General features: G+C 55.2%; 19 protein-coding genes. 17 read left to right on the plus strand and 2 right to left on the minus strand.

The features are described from left to right. Positions 1–178: 178 nt before the first annotated feature. Positions 179–1,213: a phage portal protein gene (locus tag LVQ76_RS11380; RefSeq protein ID WP_232921664.1), complete on the minus strand. Its 1,035-nt coding sequence runs from the start codon at positions 1,211–1,213 to the stop codon at positions 179–181. After that, positions 1,213–2,985, minus strand: a complete 1,773-nt coding sequence (locus LVQ76_RS11385; RefSeq protein WP_232921665.1) for a terminase ATPase subunit family protein — start codon at positions 2,983–2,985, stop codon at positions 1,213–1,215. Before LVQ76_RS11385 ends, LVQ76_RS11380 begins: the two co-directional genes overlap by 1 nt. Before the next feature lie 165 nt (positions 2,986–3,150). Here LVQ76_RS11385 and LVQ76_RS11390 point away from each other — a divergent pair, with 165 nt between their 5' ends. The 17 genes from LVQ76_RS11390 to LVQ76_RS11470 all read left to right on the plus strand — a co-directional run bounded on the left by LVQ76_RS11390 (position 3,151) and on the right by LVQ76_RS11470 (position 13,956). Continuing rightward, positions 3,151–4,005, plus strand: a complete 855-nt coding sequence (locus LVQ76_RS11390) for a GPO family capsid scaffolding protein (protein WP_232921666.1) — start codon at positions 3,151–3,153, stop codon at positions 4,003–4,005. 48 nt (positions 4,006–4,053) lie between these two features. After that, positions 4,054–5,139, plus strand: coding sequence for a phage major capsid protein, P2 family (locus LVQ76_RS11395; RefSeq protein ID WP_232921667.1), 1,086 nt, complete (start codon positions 4,054–4,056; stop codon positions 5,137–5,139). A gap of 3 nt (positions 5,140–5,142) precedes the next feature. After that, a complete protein-coding gene (locus LVQ76_RS11400) occupies positions 5,143–5,895 on the plus strand; it encodes a phage terminase small subunit (protein WP_232921668.1) in 753 nt (250 codons plus the stop codon). Positions 5,896–5,987: 92 nt separating this feature from the next. Continuing rightward, a complete protein-coding gene (locus LVQ76_RS11405; RefSeq protein WP_232921669.1) occupies positions 5,988–6,488 on the plus strand; it encodes a head completion/stabilization protein in 501 nt (166 codons plus the stop codon). Next, entirely contained in the window at positions 6,488–6,691 is a 204-nt protein-coding gene (locus LVQ76_RS11410) for a tail protein X (protein WP_232921670.1), read from the plus strand. Before LVQ76_RS11405 ends, LVQ76_RS11410 begins: the two co-directional genes overlap by 1 nt. Further along, positions 6,682–6,903, plus strand: coding sequence for a primosomal protein (locus LVQ76_RS11415; protein ID WP_115628235.1), 222 nt, complete (start codon positions 6,682–6,684; stop codon positions 6,901–6,903). Before LVQ76_RS11410 ends, LVQ76_RS11415 begins: the two co-directional genes overlap by 10 nt. Beyond that, entirely contained in the window at positions 6,887–7,396 is a 510-nt protein-coding gene (locus LVQ76_RS11420; protein WP_232921671.1) for a lysozyme, read from the plus strand. The genes LVQ76_RS11415 and LVQ76_RS11420 overlap by 17 nt, the downstream gene beginning before the upstream one ends. Next, positions 7,393–7,818, plus strand: a complete 426-nt coding sequence (gene lysB / locus LVQ76_RS11425; RefSeq protein ID WP_232921672.1) for an Rz-like lysis system protein LysB — start codon at positions 7,393–7,395, stop codon at positions 7,816–7,818. Before LVQ76_RS11420 ends, lysB begins: the two co-directional genes overlap by 4 nt. After that, positions 7,706–7,951 (plus strand): Rz1-like lysis system protein LysC, encoded by a 246-nt coding sequence (gene lysC, locus LVQ76_RS11430; protein ID WP_232921673.1) that lies wholly within the window; start codon positions 7,706–7,708, stop codon positions 7,949–7,951. The genes lysB and lysC overlap by 113 nt, the downstream gene beginning before the upstream one ends. Further along, the gene (locus tag LVQ76_RS11435; protein WP_232921674.1) at positions 7,914–8,381 is read left to right on the plus strand and encodes a phage tail protein; all 468 of its coding nucleotides are present in this window, start codon (positions 7,914–7,916) and stop codon (positions 8,379–8,381) included. The genes lysC and LVQ76_RS11435 overlap by 38 nt, the downstream gene beginning before the upstream one ends. After that, on the plus strand, positions 8,374–8,832 hold the full coding sequence (locus LVQ76_RS11440) for a phage virion morphogenesis protein (protein WP_232921675.1): 459 nt from the start codon (positions 8,374–8,376) through the stop codon (positions 8,830–8,832). Before LVQ76_RS11435 ends, LVQ76_RS11440 begins: the two co-directional genes overlap by 8 nt. Positions 8,833–8,842: 10 nt before the next feature. After that, positions 8,843–9,559: a hypothetical protein gene (locus LVQ76_RS11445; RefSeq protein ID WP_151994596.1), complete on the plus strand. Its 717-nt coding sequence runs from the start codon at positions 8,843–8,845 to the stop codon at positions 9,557–9,559. A gap of 74 nt (positions 9,560–9,633) precedes the next feature. Further along, positions 9,634–10,275, plus strand: coding sequence for a phage baseplate assembly protein V (locus LVQ76_RS11450; protein ID WP_232921676.1), 642 nt, complete (start codon positions 9,634–9,636; stop codon positions 10,273–10,275). Continuing rightward, positions 10,272–10,622: a GPW/gp25 family protein gene (locus LVQ76_RS11455; protein ID WP_232921677.1), complete on the plus strand. Its 351-nt coding sequence runs from the start codon at positions 10,272–10,274 to the stop codon at positions 10,620–10,622. Before LVQ76_RS11450 ends, LVQ76_RS11455 begins: the two co-directional genes overlap by 4 nt. A gap of 4 nt (positions 10,623–10,626) precedes the next feature. Further along, positions 10,627–11,535: a baseplate assembly protein gene (locus LVQ76_RS11460; RefSeq protein WP_232921678.1), complete on the plus strand. Its 909-nt coding sequence runs from the start codon at positions 10,627–10,629 to the stop codon at positions 11,533–11,535. Continuing rightward, positions 11,528–12,058 (plus strand): phage tail protein I, encoded by a 531-nt coding sequence (locus tag LVQ76_RS11465; protein WP_232921679.1) that lies wholly within the window; start codon positions 11,528–11,530, stop codon positions 12,056–12,058. Before LVQ76_RS11460 ends, LVQ76_RS11465 begins: the two co-directional genes overlap by 8 nt. 11 nt (positions 12,059–12,069) lie before the next feature. Beyond that, positions 12,070–13,956, plus strand: coding sequence for a tail fiber protein (locus tag LVQ76_RS11470; protein WP_232921680.1), 1,887 nt, complete (start codon positions 12,070–12,072; stop codon positions 13,954–13,956). Position 13,957 lies beyond the last annotated feature (1 nt).

The following is a 13,957-nucleotide window of genomic DNA, read 5'->3' on the forward strand; positions in this document are numbered from 1 at the left end:
ACACAGTTAGAAAAAGGATTCGGCTTCTACAGATTATTATTGTCTCATTGCATCGTTGTGGGATTTTTTAAATATACTGCTGCGTTTGGTTGTAGCTATCAGCGGATTGCTTTGTGGAGCGTCTGAGGAAGTAAGGCGATGGTGTTAAAAGCCGCTTTGTGAGCGGCTTCAATCAGAGTTATTCGGCGGGAGTCAGTTCGTAAGGTTTAAAGCGGATCACCTCGGCACCAACCCACTCATTTACCTCTTTAATTCGCTCCTGCAATGGCGTCAGCTCGTTACGCACAAACACCTGAGCGGCTTTCACCACGTCACCGAAACCACCGGTATTATTCGGGATGACACCCATCATCTGCGGTGGCACTCGGTGTGCGCTCATTAAGTCCTCAGCGCTTGCCTTTTTGATGTTAAAGAAATCATCTTTGGTTGCCACTTCACTGAGCGGCACGATTTTAATCCCGTCCGGTTTTCCGTTCGGCGCATAGAAAAACAGGTTCTTAAAATTCCCCAACCCCTTTGAGCTGCGCATTGCTTCGCGCAGCGCTTCCACATCGGTGCTGCTCTGCGCTGCATCAGTCACATACATGATGTAACCGGCATGCGCGCCGTTCTGGTAATACTTGCGGCGGAATAAGGTTGCCGACTCATTCAGCCAGGCAGAATTAAGCGCGCTGAGGTATTCCGGCAGGCCGTAAAGCTCCTGATTAATGTCCGGCTCCAGCAGATGAAACACGGAACCGGGCGCGAACTCATGCGGGGTGACAAACGACTGCACAAACCAGTACGCATCCTCGCCGGTGCCCTTGCGGGTGTATTTGGCCGGTGAGGTTTCCAGCCTTAACAGTTTGCCGGTGACACTCATCCGCTTTTCAAGAAACGCATTGCCAAACACCAGAAAATCCAGCGCAAAGCGGCTGAAATCCTGCTGCGATAACAGCGGGTGCGGGATAAACGTCGAGGCAAGAATATTGCGCTTTACGTAAATCGGCGAGCTGTGGTGAACGGCGGCGCGAAGGGTTTTCGCCAGCCCGGTAAAACTCACCGGTGGCTCAAACCATTTGCCGTTACCGACGCACTCGGTGTAATCGAGAATGTCACGGCGGTCGAGCACCGGCGACGGCTCACCAAAGGTGAAGGCTTCCATTTTTTGCGGTGCCGCAGCCGGTGGTGTGACTGTGTTTTTTGCTGCGTGTTTTTTATTTTTCTTCGCCATTAGTTGAACTCCAGTATTGAGGTTGATGCGTTGCCGCTACCGGCGGTGAGTGGCTCATTTAACAGGGCGTGCATGGTTGCCCACGCAACATCGGCGTGGCTGGCTTCTTCACTGCGGCTGGCTTCATAGGTGGCACTGCGACCGCTGCCGGTCATGGTTTTGCGGATTGCCATAAACGAGGCGGTGATGTCGGTGTAACTGACGTCATACTCCAGGCACCCACGGCCAATGGTGTCTTTGGCTTTGAGCACCATCGCGGTTTTCACCTCTGGGCTGTAACGGATTTCCCGTGCGGCCGGGTAGAATGCTCTGACGAGCTGGTAAACACCCTGGCCGATGCCGGTCGCATCGATACCGATGTATTCGACGTGGTATTTTTCGGTGAGTTTTTTGATGGACTCGGCCTGTGTCGCGAAGTCCATCCCCTTCCACTGGTGACGCTCCAGAATGCGGAATTTACCCCCTGCAACCACTGGCGGGGCCAGCACCACACATCCGGCGCTGTCACCGGTGTGTGACGGGTCATAACCAACCCATACCGGGCGATAACCAAACGGGCGTGTGGCGAACGGCTGCCAGTCATCCGCCCAGGCTTCCATGCTGTCGACCATGCAGCGTTGCAGCTCCTCGAACGGGAATACTGAGGCTTTGTCGTCGACAAACTCGCACATGAATAAATTGCGGAAATCATCGGCGCTGTTTTCGCGTTTTAAGGTGTCGAGATTAAACAGGTCACAGCCCCCGGCGAGTGCGTCCTCAATGTTCACAATCTGCCGCCACTGACCATCGGCGCAGGCCACGCCGTTTTTTAATGCCGCATGGCTGATATCGAGGTCAATACACTCGCTTTTATCCGCACGCCCCTTGTTGAACAGTTCACCAGACCAGAACGGATAAGCGCCATGCGCCAGCGTGGACGGGGTCGAGAAATAGGTCGAACGCAGGTGCTGCTGTGACGCCATGCCCGATGCCACTTTGCGCAGTTTCTGAAAGTTGGGTATCCAGAAAATTTCATCAACCAGCAGGTCACCGTTATGGCTCTGCGCGGTGTTGGAATTGGTGCCGAGAAATATCAGTTTTGCACCGTTGTTGCCGATGACAATCGGGTCGCCGGTCAGGTCGACATCGACCAGGCGCGCGAACTGGATGATGTATTCGCGGAACACATACGCTTGCGTCTTACTGGCCGAGAGGAAAATCTGGTTATGGCCGGTTTTCAGGGCGCGTAACAGCGACTCACGCGAGAAATAAAACGTCGCGCCAATCTGGCGGGATTTGAGGATATTGCGGATACGGTGCTGGAGTCCCGCCTGATGCCAGCCGAGCTGATATTCAAAGGATTCGGCAAAGAAAATCTCTTCCAGTTTCCCGATAGCCTCATCGCTGAAATAGTTCTTTTTCGGCTTCTTACGCTCGCCCTTATTGCGGTTCGCCACGTTGGGGTTTAAATCCGCTTCACTGCCGGTCTGGTTGTAACGGTTCACCCGCGCCAGCCGCTCAATCTGTCGGCCTAACAGGTCAATTTCTTTGAAGTCGCCACCGTCTTTTTTCGTCTTGGTGATGAGCTGAATTAACCGCGCTTCAAGACTGTTTTCCACGCGGGTAATCGGTGCAATGCCGTCCCAGCCGTCGCGCTGTTTCCAGCTTTGCACTGTCGGGCGTTTCTGGCCGAGCATTTCGGCAATCTGCGGCACGGAAAATCCCTGCCAGTAAAGCAGTGACGCCTGTCGACGTGGGTCAAGAGTCAGGGAGGTGTCTGTGATGATGGTCATGATTGCCTCGCATTATTTTATAGAGGCAAGGCTACTTAAGCGGCGGGTGATGTGCGCTAAGGTGCTGTTGTGTCAGGGGTAAGCCATCCGGGATGAATGGCAGACCGGGTGCGGAGTCAGGAAACTAAGCCTGACCCAATCACTCCACACTCAGGACTCCTGACCATGGCAAAAAAAGTTTCTAAATGGTTCCGCATCGGCGTCGAAGGTGATACCTGCGACGGTCGTGTCATCAGCGGCACCGATATTCAGGAAATGGCCGATTCATTTGACCCGCGCGTTTATGGCGCACGCATCAATCTCGAACACATCACCAGTGTGTTACCCGACAGCCCATTCTGCCGTTACGGCGATGTCACCGAGCTGAAAGCCGAAACCATTGATGACGATTCCGCGCTGAATGGCAAGCTGGCACTGTTTGCCCGCATCAACCCACTGGCAAACCTGGTGGAAATGGTCGGTAAAGGCCAGAAGGTTTACACCTCCATGGAAATTCGCCCGAATTTCTCCAACACCGGCAAGTGCTATCTGATTGGTCTCGCGGTCACCGACGATCCGGCAAGCCTCGGCACGGAATATCTGGAATTCTGCTCCCGTGCCAAAACCAATCCACTTTCTGGCCGTAAAGAGCGCCCGGAGGATTTGTTCTCGGTTGCCACGTTGGCCGAGCTGGAATTTGAAGACCAGCCCGACACCCTGCTGACCAAATTGACCGACACCGTGAAAGGCATTTTCAGCCGTAAACAGGCCGATGATGACGCGCGTTTTAACGATGTGCATGAGGCGGTCACCGTTGTCACCGAGCAGGTGCAGGCCAACCACGACGCCACTGAGCAGCGTCTTTCTGCGATGGAGCAATCCTTCAACACCCTCCAGGGCGAACTCACCACCCAGCTTGAGGAAAGCCAGCAGAAACTCACCTCACTGGAAACCTCCCTCGATAAGACCGAGAGCTTTGCGCAGCGCCGCCGTGAACCGTCGAGCGGCGGCAATGGCGACTCGATGCTGACCAACTGTTAAGCCCGGACGCACTGCCGGAACAAAACCAACACTCATTCAGGAATAACCATGAAGCCACAGACCCGATTTAAATTTAATGCCTATCTCACCCAGGTGGCGAAGCTCAACAACGTCGACGCCGGTGACATGACCAAAAAATTCAGCGTTGACCCGTCCGTCACGCAGACCCTGATGAACACCATGCAGGAGTCATCCGACTTTCTGACCCGCATCAACATGGTGCCGGTCGCGGAAATGAAGGGTGAAAAAATCGGTGTCGGTGTCTCCGGCTCGATTGCCAGCACCGCCGATACCGCCAGCGGTGACGAACGCAAAACCGAAGATTTCACCGCGCTGGAGTCCAACAAATACGAATGTGACCAGATTAACTTCGATTTCCATATTCGTTTCCGCACCCTCGATTTATGGGCGCGTTTCCAGGACTTCCAGCTCCGTATCCGTAACGCCATCATCAAGCGTCAGTCGCTCGATTTAATTATGGCGGGTTTCAATGGTATCAAGCGTGCGGCGACCTCTGACCGCAGCAAAAATCCGCTGTTGCAGGACGTGGCGGTCGGCTGGTTGCAGAAGTACCGCAACGAAGCGAAAGCGCGCGTGATGGATAAAGTCACCGCCGACGATGGCAGCGTGATTTCAGCGGTGATCCGCGTGGGTAAAAACGGTGATTACGCCAACCTCGACGCGCTGGTGATGGATGCGACCAACAACATGATTGCGCCGTGGTATCAGGAAGATCCGGATTTAGTCGTCATCTGTGGCCGTCAGCTGCTGGCGGATAAATATTTCCCGATTGTGAACCAGGAGCAGGCCAACACCGAGGCGATGGCGGCGGATGTGATTGTCAGCCAGAAACGCATCGGCAACCTGCCTGCGGTGCGCGTGCCGTACTTCCCGGCCAATGGTCTGATGGTGACCACACTGGAAAACCTGTCGATTTACTACATGGACGACAGCCACCGCCGCATCATTGATGAGAACGGCAAGCTCGACCGCATCGAAAACTACGAATCAATGAATATCGATTACGTGATTGAAGACTACGCCGCCGGTTGCCTGGTGGAAAACATCAAGCTCGGTGAGTTTGCTGCACCGCCGGAAGAAGTGAAAGCCGACGCACCGGCGCAGGAGGCGTAAGCCATGACGAGTCCCGCCGCACGTCACATGATGCGGGTCTCGGCCATTGTGACCGCGCAGCGGGACGATAACCCGCTGCGTCATGCAAGTGCTTACGAGCAGATGCTGGTCAAACTGGCCGCTGACCAACGCACGTTAAAAACCATTCATTCCATTGAGCGCAAAGCCGACAAAAAGCGCGCGCTGTTGCCGTCCTATGCGCCTTGGATTGCCGGTGTGCTGAGCGAGGGAAAAGGCGCGCAGGATGACATCGTGATGACCGTCATGCTGTGGAAGCTCGATGCCGGTGACATTGCCGGTGCGCTGGAGATTGCCCGCTACGCGATGCAGTACGGTCTCACCATGCCCGCGCAACATAAGCGCACCACGCCGTATGTGCTGGCCGAAGATGTGGCACTGGCGGCCATGCGTGCACACGCTGCCGGTGAGCCGGTCGATATTGGGTTGCTGCTGTCCACCCAGACGCTGACCAGCGCCGCCGATATGCCCGACAAAGTGCGTGGGCGCCTGCACAAAATCACCGGGCTGGTACTGCGTGACGAAGGGCTGCTGGCGGATGCGCTGGAGCACCTCAAGCGTGCGATGCAGCTCGATGCGCAGGCGGGGGTAAAAAAGGACATTGAGCGCCTCGAAAGTGCGCTGAAACCCAAACCTGCACCGGTTAAAAAGCCAAAGACAAAACACGGAGCGCGTAAACCTGCGACCACACCAGGCAAACGCGGTCGCCCCCGCAAAGTGGATAAAACCACCGGTTAAGAATGCGCCCCGCGCCGGACGGCACGCCGGTTGAGGCTGGATTGATTCCTTACCGATACCGGCGTCCACCGTCCACCTATTTTGAGGTTGTCATGACGACAGTGATTATCAGCAAGCCCGACTCACCGCAGGCCGGTGTGGTTATTCCCCCGCCGCCGGTGCGCGAGCCGGTTATCAGCAACACCTTCTTTTTCCCGCCGGTCGACCCGGTACGCGTCCGGGAGCTGATGCGCCTTGAGCACACCGTTACCCCGGAACGCTTGCGCGTGGCGATTAAGGACGGCATCGCCGAGACCAACGCCGAGTTATTCGAGTACCGCAGCGTGCAGATGGCACTCGGCTTTGAGTGCCTGGCCGATGTGCCTGCCGAAATACTCGACGGTGAAAGCGTGCGCTGTTTTTACTACCTGCGTGCGGTCGTCGCGATGACCACCGCGACCCTTTACGAGCGTTATCGCGGCGTGGATGCGAGCGCCAAAGGCGACAAAAAAGCCGACGACGTGGAAAGCACCATTGATGAGCTGTGGCGCGATATGCGCTGGGCGGTCTCCCGTTTACAGGGGAAATCACGCTGCATCATCGGGCAAATCTGATGAAGGTGATTGCCCTGCAGGGCGACACGCTGGACGCACTCTGTGCGCGCCACTACGGGCGCACCGGCGGTGTGGTTGAGGCGGTGCTGCTGGCGAATCCCGGTCTCGCCGAACTGGGCGAGGAAATGCCCCACGGCACCGCCGTTGAGCTGCCGGATATCGATTCTTCCCCTGTTGCGGAGACGCTGAACTTATGGGACTGACAATGGAAAAAATCACGACGTTTGTCACCTACTGGCTGTCGGTGGCGCTGGCGTATTTCGGAACGCAGACGCCGGAAAAAATGGCGCTTTATGTCGGCGGCGGCTGTGCGATTTTCACCGCGCTGGTGAATTTCTGGTATCGCCGTCAGACCTTCCGTTATCTGCGCGCAATGGGGCTGGATGAGGGGGTGATACGTGGCATCAATCGTTAAACGTTGCAGCGTGGCCGTGGTGCTGGCACTCGCTGTCATGGTGCCGGATTTCCGCTTACTGAAAACCTCACCCGACGGGCTGGCGCTGATTGCCGACCTCGAAGGGTGCCGCCTGAAACCCTACCAGTGCAGCGCCGGTGTCTGGACGTCAGGCATCGGGCATACCGCCGGTGTCACGCCTAAAGGCAATATCACCGAGCAGCAGGCGGCGCAAAACCTGGTCAGCGACGTGCTGAATGTTGAGCGACGCCTTGCAGTCTGCGCACCAGTTGCCATGCCGCAGCCAGTCTATGACGCGGTGGTCAGTTTTGCGTTTAACGTCGGCACCGGGGCGGCCTGTCGCTCGACGCTGGTCTCGTTTATCAAGCGCCAGCAGTGGGCGCAGGCGTGCAACCAGCTTCCGCGCTGGGTGTACGTCAACGGCGAAAAAAACAGAGGTCTCGAAAACCGCCGCGCGCGTGAGCTGACTTACTGCCTTAAGGGGGCGCAATGAAAACGCTGATTATTCTGCTGGTGCTGACTGTCGCCGGTCTGGTGTGGATGAAGCGCGAAAACAGCACGCTCACCCGCTCGTTTGAAAAGGCAAACCGTGTCGCTGGTGAGCAGAAAACCCAGATAACCATGCTGCGCAATCAGCTCGATGTTGCCGCCAGTATCCGACAGCGTAACGAGCAGGCGCAGGTTGATTTAAGCAATAAACTCGCCACCGCGAACACGCTGGCGGCAAACCGTGGCAACACCGTGACGAGGTTACTCAATGAAAATAAAGCGCTGCGTGAATGGTATGAGTCTGATTTGCCTGATGACATTATCCGGCTGCACACCCGTCCCGCCTTCACCACCACCGCCGATTATTTACAGTGGCTGTCCGAAAGTGGCGCTGTGTCCGATCCCGGCAAGCCGCCCGCGCACTAACGGTGATTTAAGCGCGGATATTCGCCAGCTTGAGGCAGCACTCATTAGCTGTGCTGCCCAGACTGAAACCATCAGACACTGCCAGGACGAACTCGATGCTCAAGCCCGCCAGTTTACGCAAAGCCCTTTGTGATGCCGCTCCGGTGCTGCGTAATAACCCAGATATGCTGCGCATTTTTATCGACAGCGGGAAAATTGCCGCAACACTTGCGACCTCGTTGTCGTTTGAAAATCAGTACACGCTCAACATTGTGGTCACGGATTATCACGGCGATCTGGATTATCTCATTGTGCCGGTCAATGCCTGGCTGCGGGAAAACCAGCCTGACATCATGACCACGGATGAGGGTAAGAAAAGAGGTTTCACCTATATCGCGGATATTAACGACGACGAAAGTGTCGACGTGAGTATCAGCCTGCTGCTGACCGAGCGCACGCTGGTCAGGCAGGAAGGTGAAGCGCTGCACGTGAAGCACGTCCCAGAGCCGCCATTGCCGGAGAATGTCACCCGTCCGATGGAGCTTTATGCGCATGGCGAGCTGGTGAGTCAGTGGCATGAATGAGTTCAGACCCTTTGAGGACAAGCTCGCCGGGCTGATTGCCAGCCTGTCACCGGCTGCGCGCCGCAGGATGACCGCCGAGATTGCGAAGCAGCTCAGAGCTTCGCAGCAGCAACGAATTAAACGCCAGCAGGCACCGGACGGCACACCGTATGCCACCCGAAAACGTCAGCCGGTGAAGGGCAAGAAAGGCCGGGTGAAGCGTGAAATGTTTACGAAGCTGCGCACCAACCGGTATATGAAGGCTAAGGGTACAAATGAGGCCGCGTTGGTGGAGTTTACCGGGCGGGTGCAACGGATTGCGCGGGTGCATCAGGAGGGGTTAAAGGATAAGCCAGGGCGTAATCAAAAAGAGGTGGTATATTCTCCCAGGGTATTGTTAGGTATTAGCAGAGATGATGAATATCTAATGACGAAACTAATAGTTGAGGCATTCGCTAGAAGGATTGATTAAGAGGGGTCGTATGCTGGAAAATCTTAGGGATGATGTTATAGAAAGCAGCCTGTTTTTGAAGGCGAAGAAAATGCTGCGTTGGCTTAGGCCATTTTCATTTGTGAATGTTATTTTTTATATTTTTTGCCTTTTCAGTTTCATTTTTTTCGTGTTCTTTTTGGTGCGCCTTCTTATTAGTTCCGAGAGTGATCATTATGTCAGCTTTGTGGCTCTTCTGGCAGCTGTAGCAACACTGACCACGTTGATATATAACTTGAGAAGGCACATGTCAGAAGATTATTTCAAAGATGCCAAAGAATATTTGAAACGTGCTTATGAAGTCCTTGAACCTAAAAAAGATGACGCAGCGCCTGATGATAGGGAATTGTGGTTAGATGCTGCGAGATTGCTCAAAACAGCTGACCGGTTAGGTCACAAAATACTTATGGATTCCCATAAAGAATCCTATAGTGAGGAAAGGGAATTTTGGAAATCGAAATTCAGGGGCATTATTAAAGATTTTGGGGTTCATTATTATTGTGATGGGATTGATAAATTTAATTCATCACCGAGAAACAACAAGCCAATTTCTGAGCCTTCTATTTATGTAATCCATAAATTTATTTCTGGTGGCGATGATAATAATGCTCCATTACTAGAGGAAAGTTTTTCTGATAAAGAAATTACGAGTCTCAATAAAAAATTCCCAAACTTGGCTTATCTACTAACTGAGTCACGAAAAAAATAAATTTAACGTTGTGCAGTTCCTGAAATAACACTACTACATTGCCGCTCGAGCCTACGGGCGGCATCCTTTCTTTCATGAAAACACTTTCATCACTCAATGATCTCGCGCGCCTTCTGCGCAACATTATCCGCACAGGCATCGTGACCGATGTCGACACCGTGCAGGCGTTGTGCCGCATTGAAACAGGCGGCATCACAACCGACTGGCTTCACTGGCTGACGTCCCGCGCCGGTCGCTCCCGCACATGGTGGGCACCCTCGGTCGGCGAGCAGGTGTTAGTGCTGGCGGTGGGCGGCGAGCTGGATACCGCCTTTGTGCTGCCTGGCATCTATTCCGATGACCACCCCGCGCCATCAGCGTCTGCCGATGCGTTGCATATTTCCTTTCCTGATGGTGCCGTGATGGAGTACGAACCGGAGACCGGGGCGCTCATCGTTTCAGGCATTAAAACCGCCTCGGTCACGGCATCCGAATCTGTGGTCGTCACGGTGCCGGTGGTGACGGTTAAGGCCAGCCAGAAAATCACCCTCGATACCCCGGAAGTGGTCTGCACAAACAAGCTCACCACTGGCACGCTGGAAGTGAAACAGGGCGGCAGCATGAGCGGCAATATCGAGCACGGCGGCGGCACCTTTAAATCCAACGGTGTGCAGGTGGATAATCATAAACATGGTGGCGTTGAGCGTGGCGGAAGTCAGACGGAGGGAACCCAATGACGGTGCGCTATCTCGGCATGAACCGTGCCACCGGTCTGAGTGTGTCCGATTCCGCACATATCAGTCAGAGCGTGCACGACATTCTTATCACCCCCATCGGCTCGCGCCTGATGCGCCGCGACTACGGCTCGCTGCTGTCGGCACTCATTGACCAGCCCGATAACCCGGCGCTGCGCCTGCAAATTATGTCCGCCTGCTATATGGCAATCCTGAAATGGGAGCCGCGTATCCGGCTGACGGCCATCACCTTTGAAAGCACCACCGTTGGCACGTTATTTGTCGACATCACAGGCGTGCGTACCGGCACCGGTGGCGCGTCATTTTCCTTAACCATTCCCCTGAGCTGAGACTATGGCAACCATTGACCTGAGCCAGTTACCCGCCCCGGATGTGGTCGAGGTGCTGGACTATGAAACCCTGCTCGCTGAGCGCAAAGCGACGCTGATTTCCCTCTATCCCGAAGATGAGCAGGAAGCGGTCGCGCGCACGTTGTCGCTGGAATCCGAGCCTATCGTCAAACTGCTGGAAGAGAATGCGTATCGTGAGCTGATTTTGCGCCAGCGCATTAACGAGTCAGCACTGGCCGTGATGCTGGCACACGCCAGGGCAAACGACCTCGATGTGCTCGGCGCAAATAATAACGTCACCCGCCTTGTCATTACGCCTGCCGATGACACCGCTATCCCGCCGGTGGCTGCGGTGATGGAATCTGACAGTGATTTCCGTCTGCGGATTCAGCAGTCATTTGAAGGGCTGAGTGTCGCCGGGCCGGTCGGGGCGTATCAGTTCCATGGTCGCAGTGCCGACGGGCGGGTCGCGGATGTGTCGGTGATCAGCCCGTCACCGGCCTGCGTCACTATTTCGGTGTTGTCGCGTGAAGGGAACGGCACCGCCAGCGCCGAGCTGGTGAATATCGTCAGCCTTGCCCTGAATGATGAGGATGTGCGTCCGGTGGCTGACCGGGTGACGGTGCAGTCAGCGGCCATCGTCGACTATGAAATCGACGCCACGCTTTATCTTTATCCCGGCCCGGAAATGGAGCCGGTCAGGCAGGCAGCCGAAGCGAAACTCAAGGCTTACATCAGTGCGCAGCACCGCCTCGGGCGTGATATCCGCAAGTCTGCGATTTATGCCGCGCTGCACGTGGAAGGTGTGCAGCGTGTCGAGCTGGCTAAACCGCTGGCCGACATTGTGCTCGATGACACCCAGGCTTCTTACTGCGCGGATTACAAAATCGTGATTGGAGGTGCTGATGAATAACGTCCGGCTGCTGCCGGTGGGCTCATCGCCGCTTGAGCTGGCGGCGGCAAAAGCCTGTTCGGAACTGACGCGCGTCCCGGTGCCACTTCGCCAGCTCTGGAGCCCGCAGGAATGCCCGTTAAGTTTGCTGCCGTATCTGGCGTGGGCGTTTTCGGTCGACCGCTGGGATGAGAACTGGACGGAAGAAGCAAAACGCAACGTGATTCAGACGGCGAAATACATTCACAAACACAAAGGCACTATCGGGGCCATCCGGCGCGTGGTGGAGCCGCTCGGCTACCTGATTAACGTGACCGAATGGTGGCAGACCAATGATGCCCCCGGCACTTTCCGTCTGGATATCGGTGTGCTGGAAAGCGGTATCACCGAGGAAATGTACTACGAAATGGAGCGACTCATCGCCGATGCAAAAGCAGCCAGCCGTCACCTGATTGGCCTGAACATTATCCAGGACATTCCCGGTTATCTGTACACCGGCGGCGTCAGCTACGACGGCGACATTCTTACTGTTTACCCCGGCTAAAAGAGGCAGGCATGACCGTTAAATATAAAACACTCATTACCACCGCCGGGGCGGCAAAGTTTGCCGCTGCAACCGCAGGCGGGACAAAAATCACCATCACGCAGATGGCCGTCGGTGACGGTGGTGGCACGTTGCCGGTGCCTGATGTCGCCCAGACGAAACTCATCCGTGAAAAGTGGCGCGCGGCACTCAATAAAATCAGTGTGGACGCGAAAAAGAAAAACTACGTGATTGCCGAGCTGGTGATCCCCCCGGAGGTGGGCGGATTCTGGCTGCGTGAAATGGGGCTTTATGACGCTGACGGCACCCTGGTTGCGGTGGCAAATATGGCGGAGAGCTACAAGCCGGAACTGGCCGAGGGTTCAGGGCGCGCGCAGACGCTGCGCATGGTGATTATCGTCAGTGCGGTGGAGTCAGTCGACCTGGTTATCGACACCACGATGGTGATGGCAACCCAGGACTATGTCGACGACAAAATCGCCGAGCACGAACAGTCCCGCAGGCACCCTGATGCCTCACTCACCGCGAAAGGATTGACCCAGCTCAGCAGTGCGACTGACAGCGCCAGTGAGGTGCTGGCCGCGACACCAAAAGCGGTGAAAGCCGCTTACGACCTGGCTAACGGCAAATACACCGCACTGGACGCGACCACCGCGCGCAAAGGTCTCGTCCAGCTCAGCAGTGCCACCGACAGCACCAGTGAGGTACTGGCGGCGACACCGAAAGCGGTGAAAGCGGCTTATGACCTGGCTAACGGCAAATACACCGCACTGGATGCGACCACTACGCGCAAAGGCCTCGTCCAGCTCAGCAGTGCCACCGACAGCACCAGTGAAGTGCTGGCGGCGACACCGAAAGCGGTCAAGACGGCTTTTGACCTGGCTAACGGCAAATACAGTGCACAGGATGCATCGACCGCGCGCAAAGGGATTGTCCAGCTCAGCAGTGCCACTGACAGCACCAGTGAGGTACTGGCCGCGACACCGAAAGCGGTCAAGGCGGCGAATGACAATGCCAATGGTCGCGTACCGTCAACCCGAAAAATCAATGGTCGCGCGCTCAGTGCCGATGTGAATGTGACGTCACAGGATATTTTTAACGGGCAGGCCATCGGCCTTACTGCCGATATTGATTTAAATACGCTCACAACGCCCGGACTTTACTATAACCCGGCAAACGCCAATGCAACCCCCGCAAAAAATTACCCATCGACCAATGCCGGCTCATTGATGGTGCTTAAAGATGCAGGCTGTACGCAAATTTACACGGAATACAACAGTGGCAGACAATATCGGCGTGGGTTTTATACTGGAGTCTGGACTGCCTGGTTCGGGGTGTTTGATACAAGATTTAAACCCAGCGCGGGGGATGTTGGGGCATTGCCTTTAAACGGAGGCACCATAAATGGCTCAGTAACAGTAAATAACTCTATAACTGTAAATGAAAATGTGTGGGCAAAGAGTGCCGTTTACGTTGGAGACAGTGATTCAGGGCTGCATTCTAATGGGGATGGTGGATGTGCATTCTGGGCTAACAACAAAAGCGTAGGATATTGGAATACTTCAAATCTTTACTGGACAGCAGGCCAGATAATACCGTCAAACTACGCAAATTTTGATTTGAAATATCAGCCCAAAGGCAGCTATACCCCCGCCGGTGAGGCTTATACCAAAGCCCAGAGTGATGCACGTTACGGTGTGGTGAATGGTATCCGGCGTGGGGGGCAGCAGCATAAAGTTGGCGGCGACTGGATCAAAGCATGGGAAGCGCCAGCCGGTTGCATCATGACCGGCCTGAATACCGACGAGGGAAATGATGGGCGGAAAATGGGTATTTATTATCGGCAGTTGCAGTATCTGAACAGACAAACCGGTGCCTGGGTAAATATTGGAGATTGAT

This window comes from Buttiauxella cochleicola, from assembly GCF_021283185.1.
GTDB lineage: Bacteria > Pseudomonadota > Gammaproteobacteria > Enterobacterales > Enterobacteriaceae > Buttiauxella > Buttiauxella massiliensis.

What these genes read in the sequence shown, in the direction of transcription:
- LVQ76_RS11400 (WP_232921668.1), top strand. Translation starts at nt 5,143, where the DNA reads ATGACGAGTCCCGCCGCACGTCACATGATGCGGGTCTCGGCCATTGTG.
- LVQ76_RS11405 (WP_232921669.1), top strand. Translation starts at nt 5,988, where the DNA reads ATGACGACAGTGATTATCAGCAAGCCCGACTCACCGCAGGCCGGTGTG.
- LVQ76_RS11445 (WP_151994596.1), top strand. Translation starts at nt 8,843, where the DNA reads ATGCTGGAAAATCTTAGGGATGATGTTATAGAAAGCAGCCTGTTTTTG.
- LVQ76_RS11440 (WP_232921675.1), top strand. Translation starts at nt 8,374, where the DNA reads ATGAATGAGTTCAGACCCTTTGAGGACAAGCTCGCCGGGCTGATTGCC.
- LVQ76_RS11380 (WP_232921664.1), bottom strand. Translation starts at nt 1,213, where the DNA reads ATGGCGAAGAAAAATAAAAAACACGCAGCAAAAAACACAGTCACACCA.
- LVQ76_RS11395 (WP_232921667.1), top strand. Translation starts at nt 4,054, where the DNA reads ATGAAGCCACAGACCCGATTTAAATTTAATGCCTATCTCACCCAGGTG.
- LVQ76_RS11415 (WP_115628235.1), top strand. Translation starts at nt 6,682, where the DNA reads ATGGGACTGACAATGGAAAAAATCACGACGTTTGTCACCTACTGGCTG.
- LVQ76_RS11460 (WP_232921678.1), top strand. Translation starts at nt 10,627, where the DNA reads ATGGCAACCATTGACCTGAGCCAGTTACCCGCCCCGGATGTGGTCGAG.
- LVQ76_RS11450 (WP_232921676.1), top strand. Translation starts at nt 9,634, where the DNA reads ATGAAAACACTTTCATCACTCAATGATCTCGCGCGCCTTCTGCGCAAC.
- LVQ76_RS11470 (WP_232921680.1), top strand. Translation starts at nt 12,070, where the DNA reads ATGACCGTTAAATATAAAACACTCATTACCACCGCCGGGGCGGCAAAG.
- lysC (WP_232921673.1), top strand. Translation starts at nt 7,706, where the DNA reads ATGACATTATCCGGCTGCACACCCGTCCCGCCTTCACCACCACCGCCG.
- LVQ76_RS11455 (WP_232921677.1), top strand. Translation starts at nt 10,272, where the DNA reads ATGACGGTGCGCTATCTCGGCATGAACCGTGCCACCGGTCTGAGTGTG.
- LVQ76_RS11385 (WP_232921665.1), bottom strand. Translation starts at nt 2,985, where the DNA reads ATGACCATCATCACAGACACCTCCCTGACTCTTGACCCACGTCGACAG.
- LVQ76_RS11390 (WP_232921666.1), top strand. Translation starts at nt 3,151, where the DNA reads ATGGCAAAAAAAGTTTCTAAATGGTTCCGCATCGGCGTCGAAGGTGAT.
- LVQ76_RS11410 (WP_232921670.1), top strand. Translation starts at nt 6,488, where the DNA reads ATGAAGGTGATTGCCCTGCAGGGCGACACGCTGGACGCACTCTGTGCG.
- LVQ76_RS11465 (WP_232921679.1), top strand. Translation starts at nt 11,528, where the DNA reads ATGAATAACGTCCGGCTGCTGCCGGTGGGCTCATCGCCGCTTGAGCTG.
- lysB (WP_232921672.1), top strand. Translation starts at nt 7,393, where the DNA reads ATGAAAACGCTGATTATTCTGCTGGTGCTGACTGTCGCCGGTCTGGTG.
- LVQ76_RS11435 (WP_232921674.1), top strand. Translation starts at nt 7,914, where the DNA reads ATGCTCAAGCCCGCCAGTTTACGCAAAGCCCTTTGTGATGCCGCTCCG.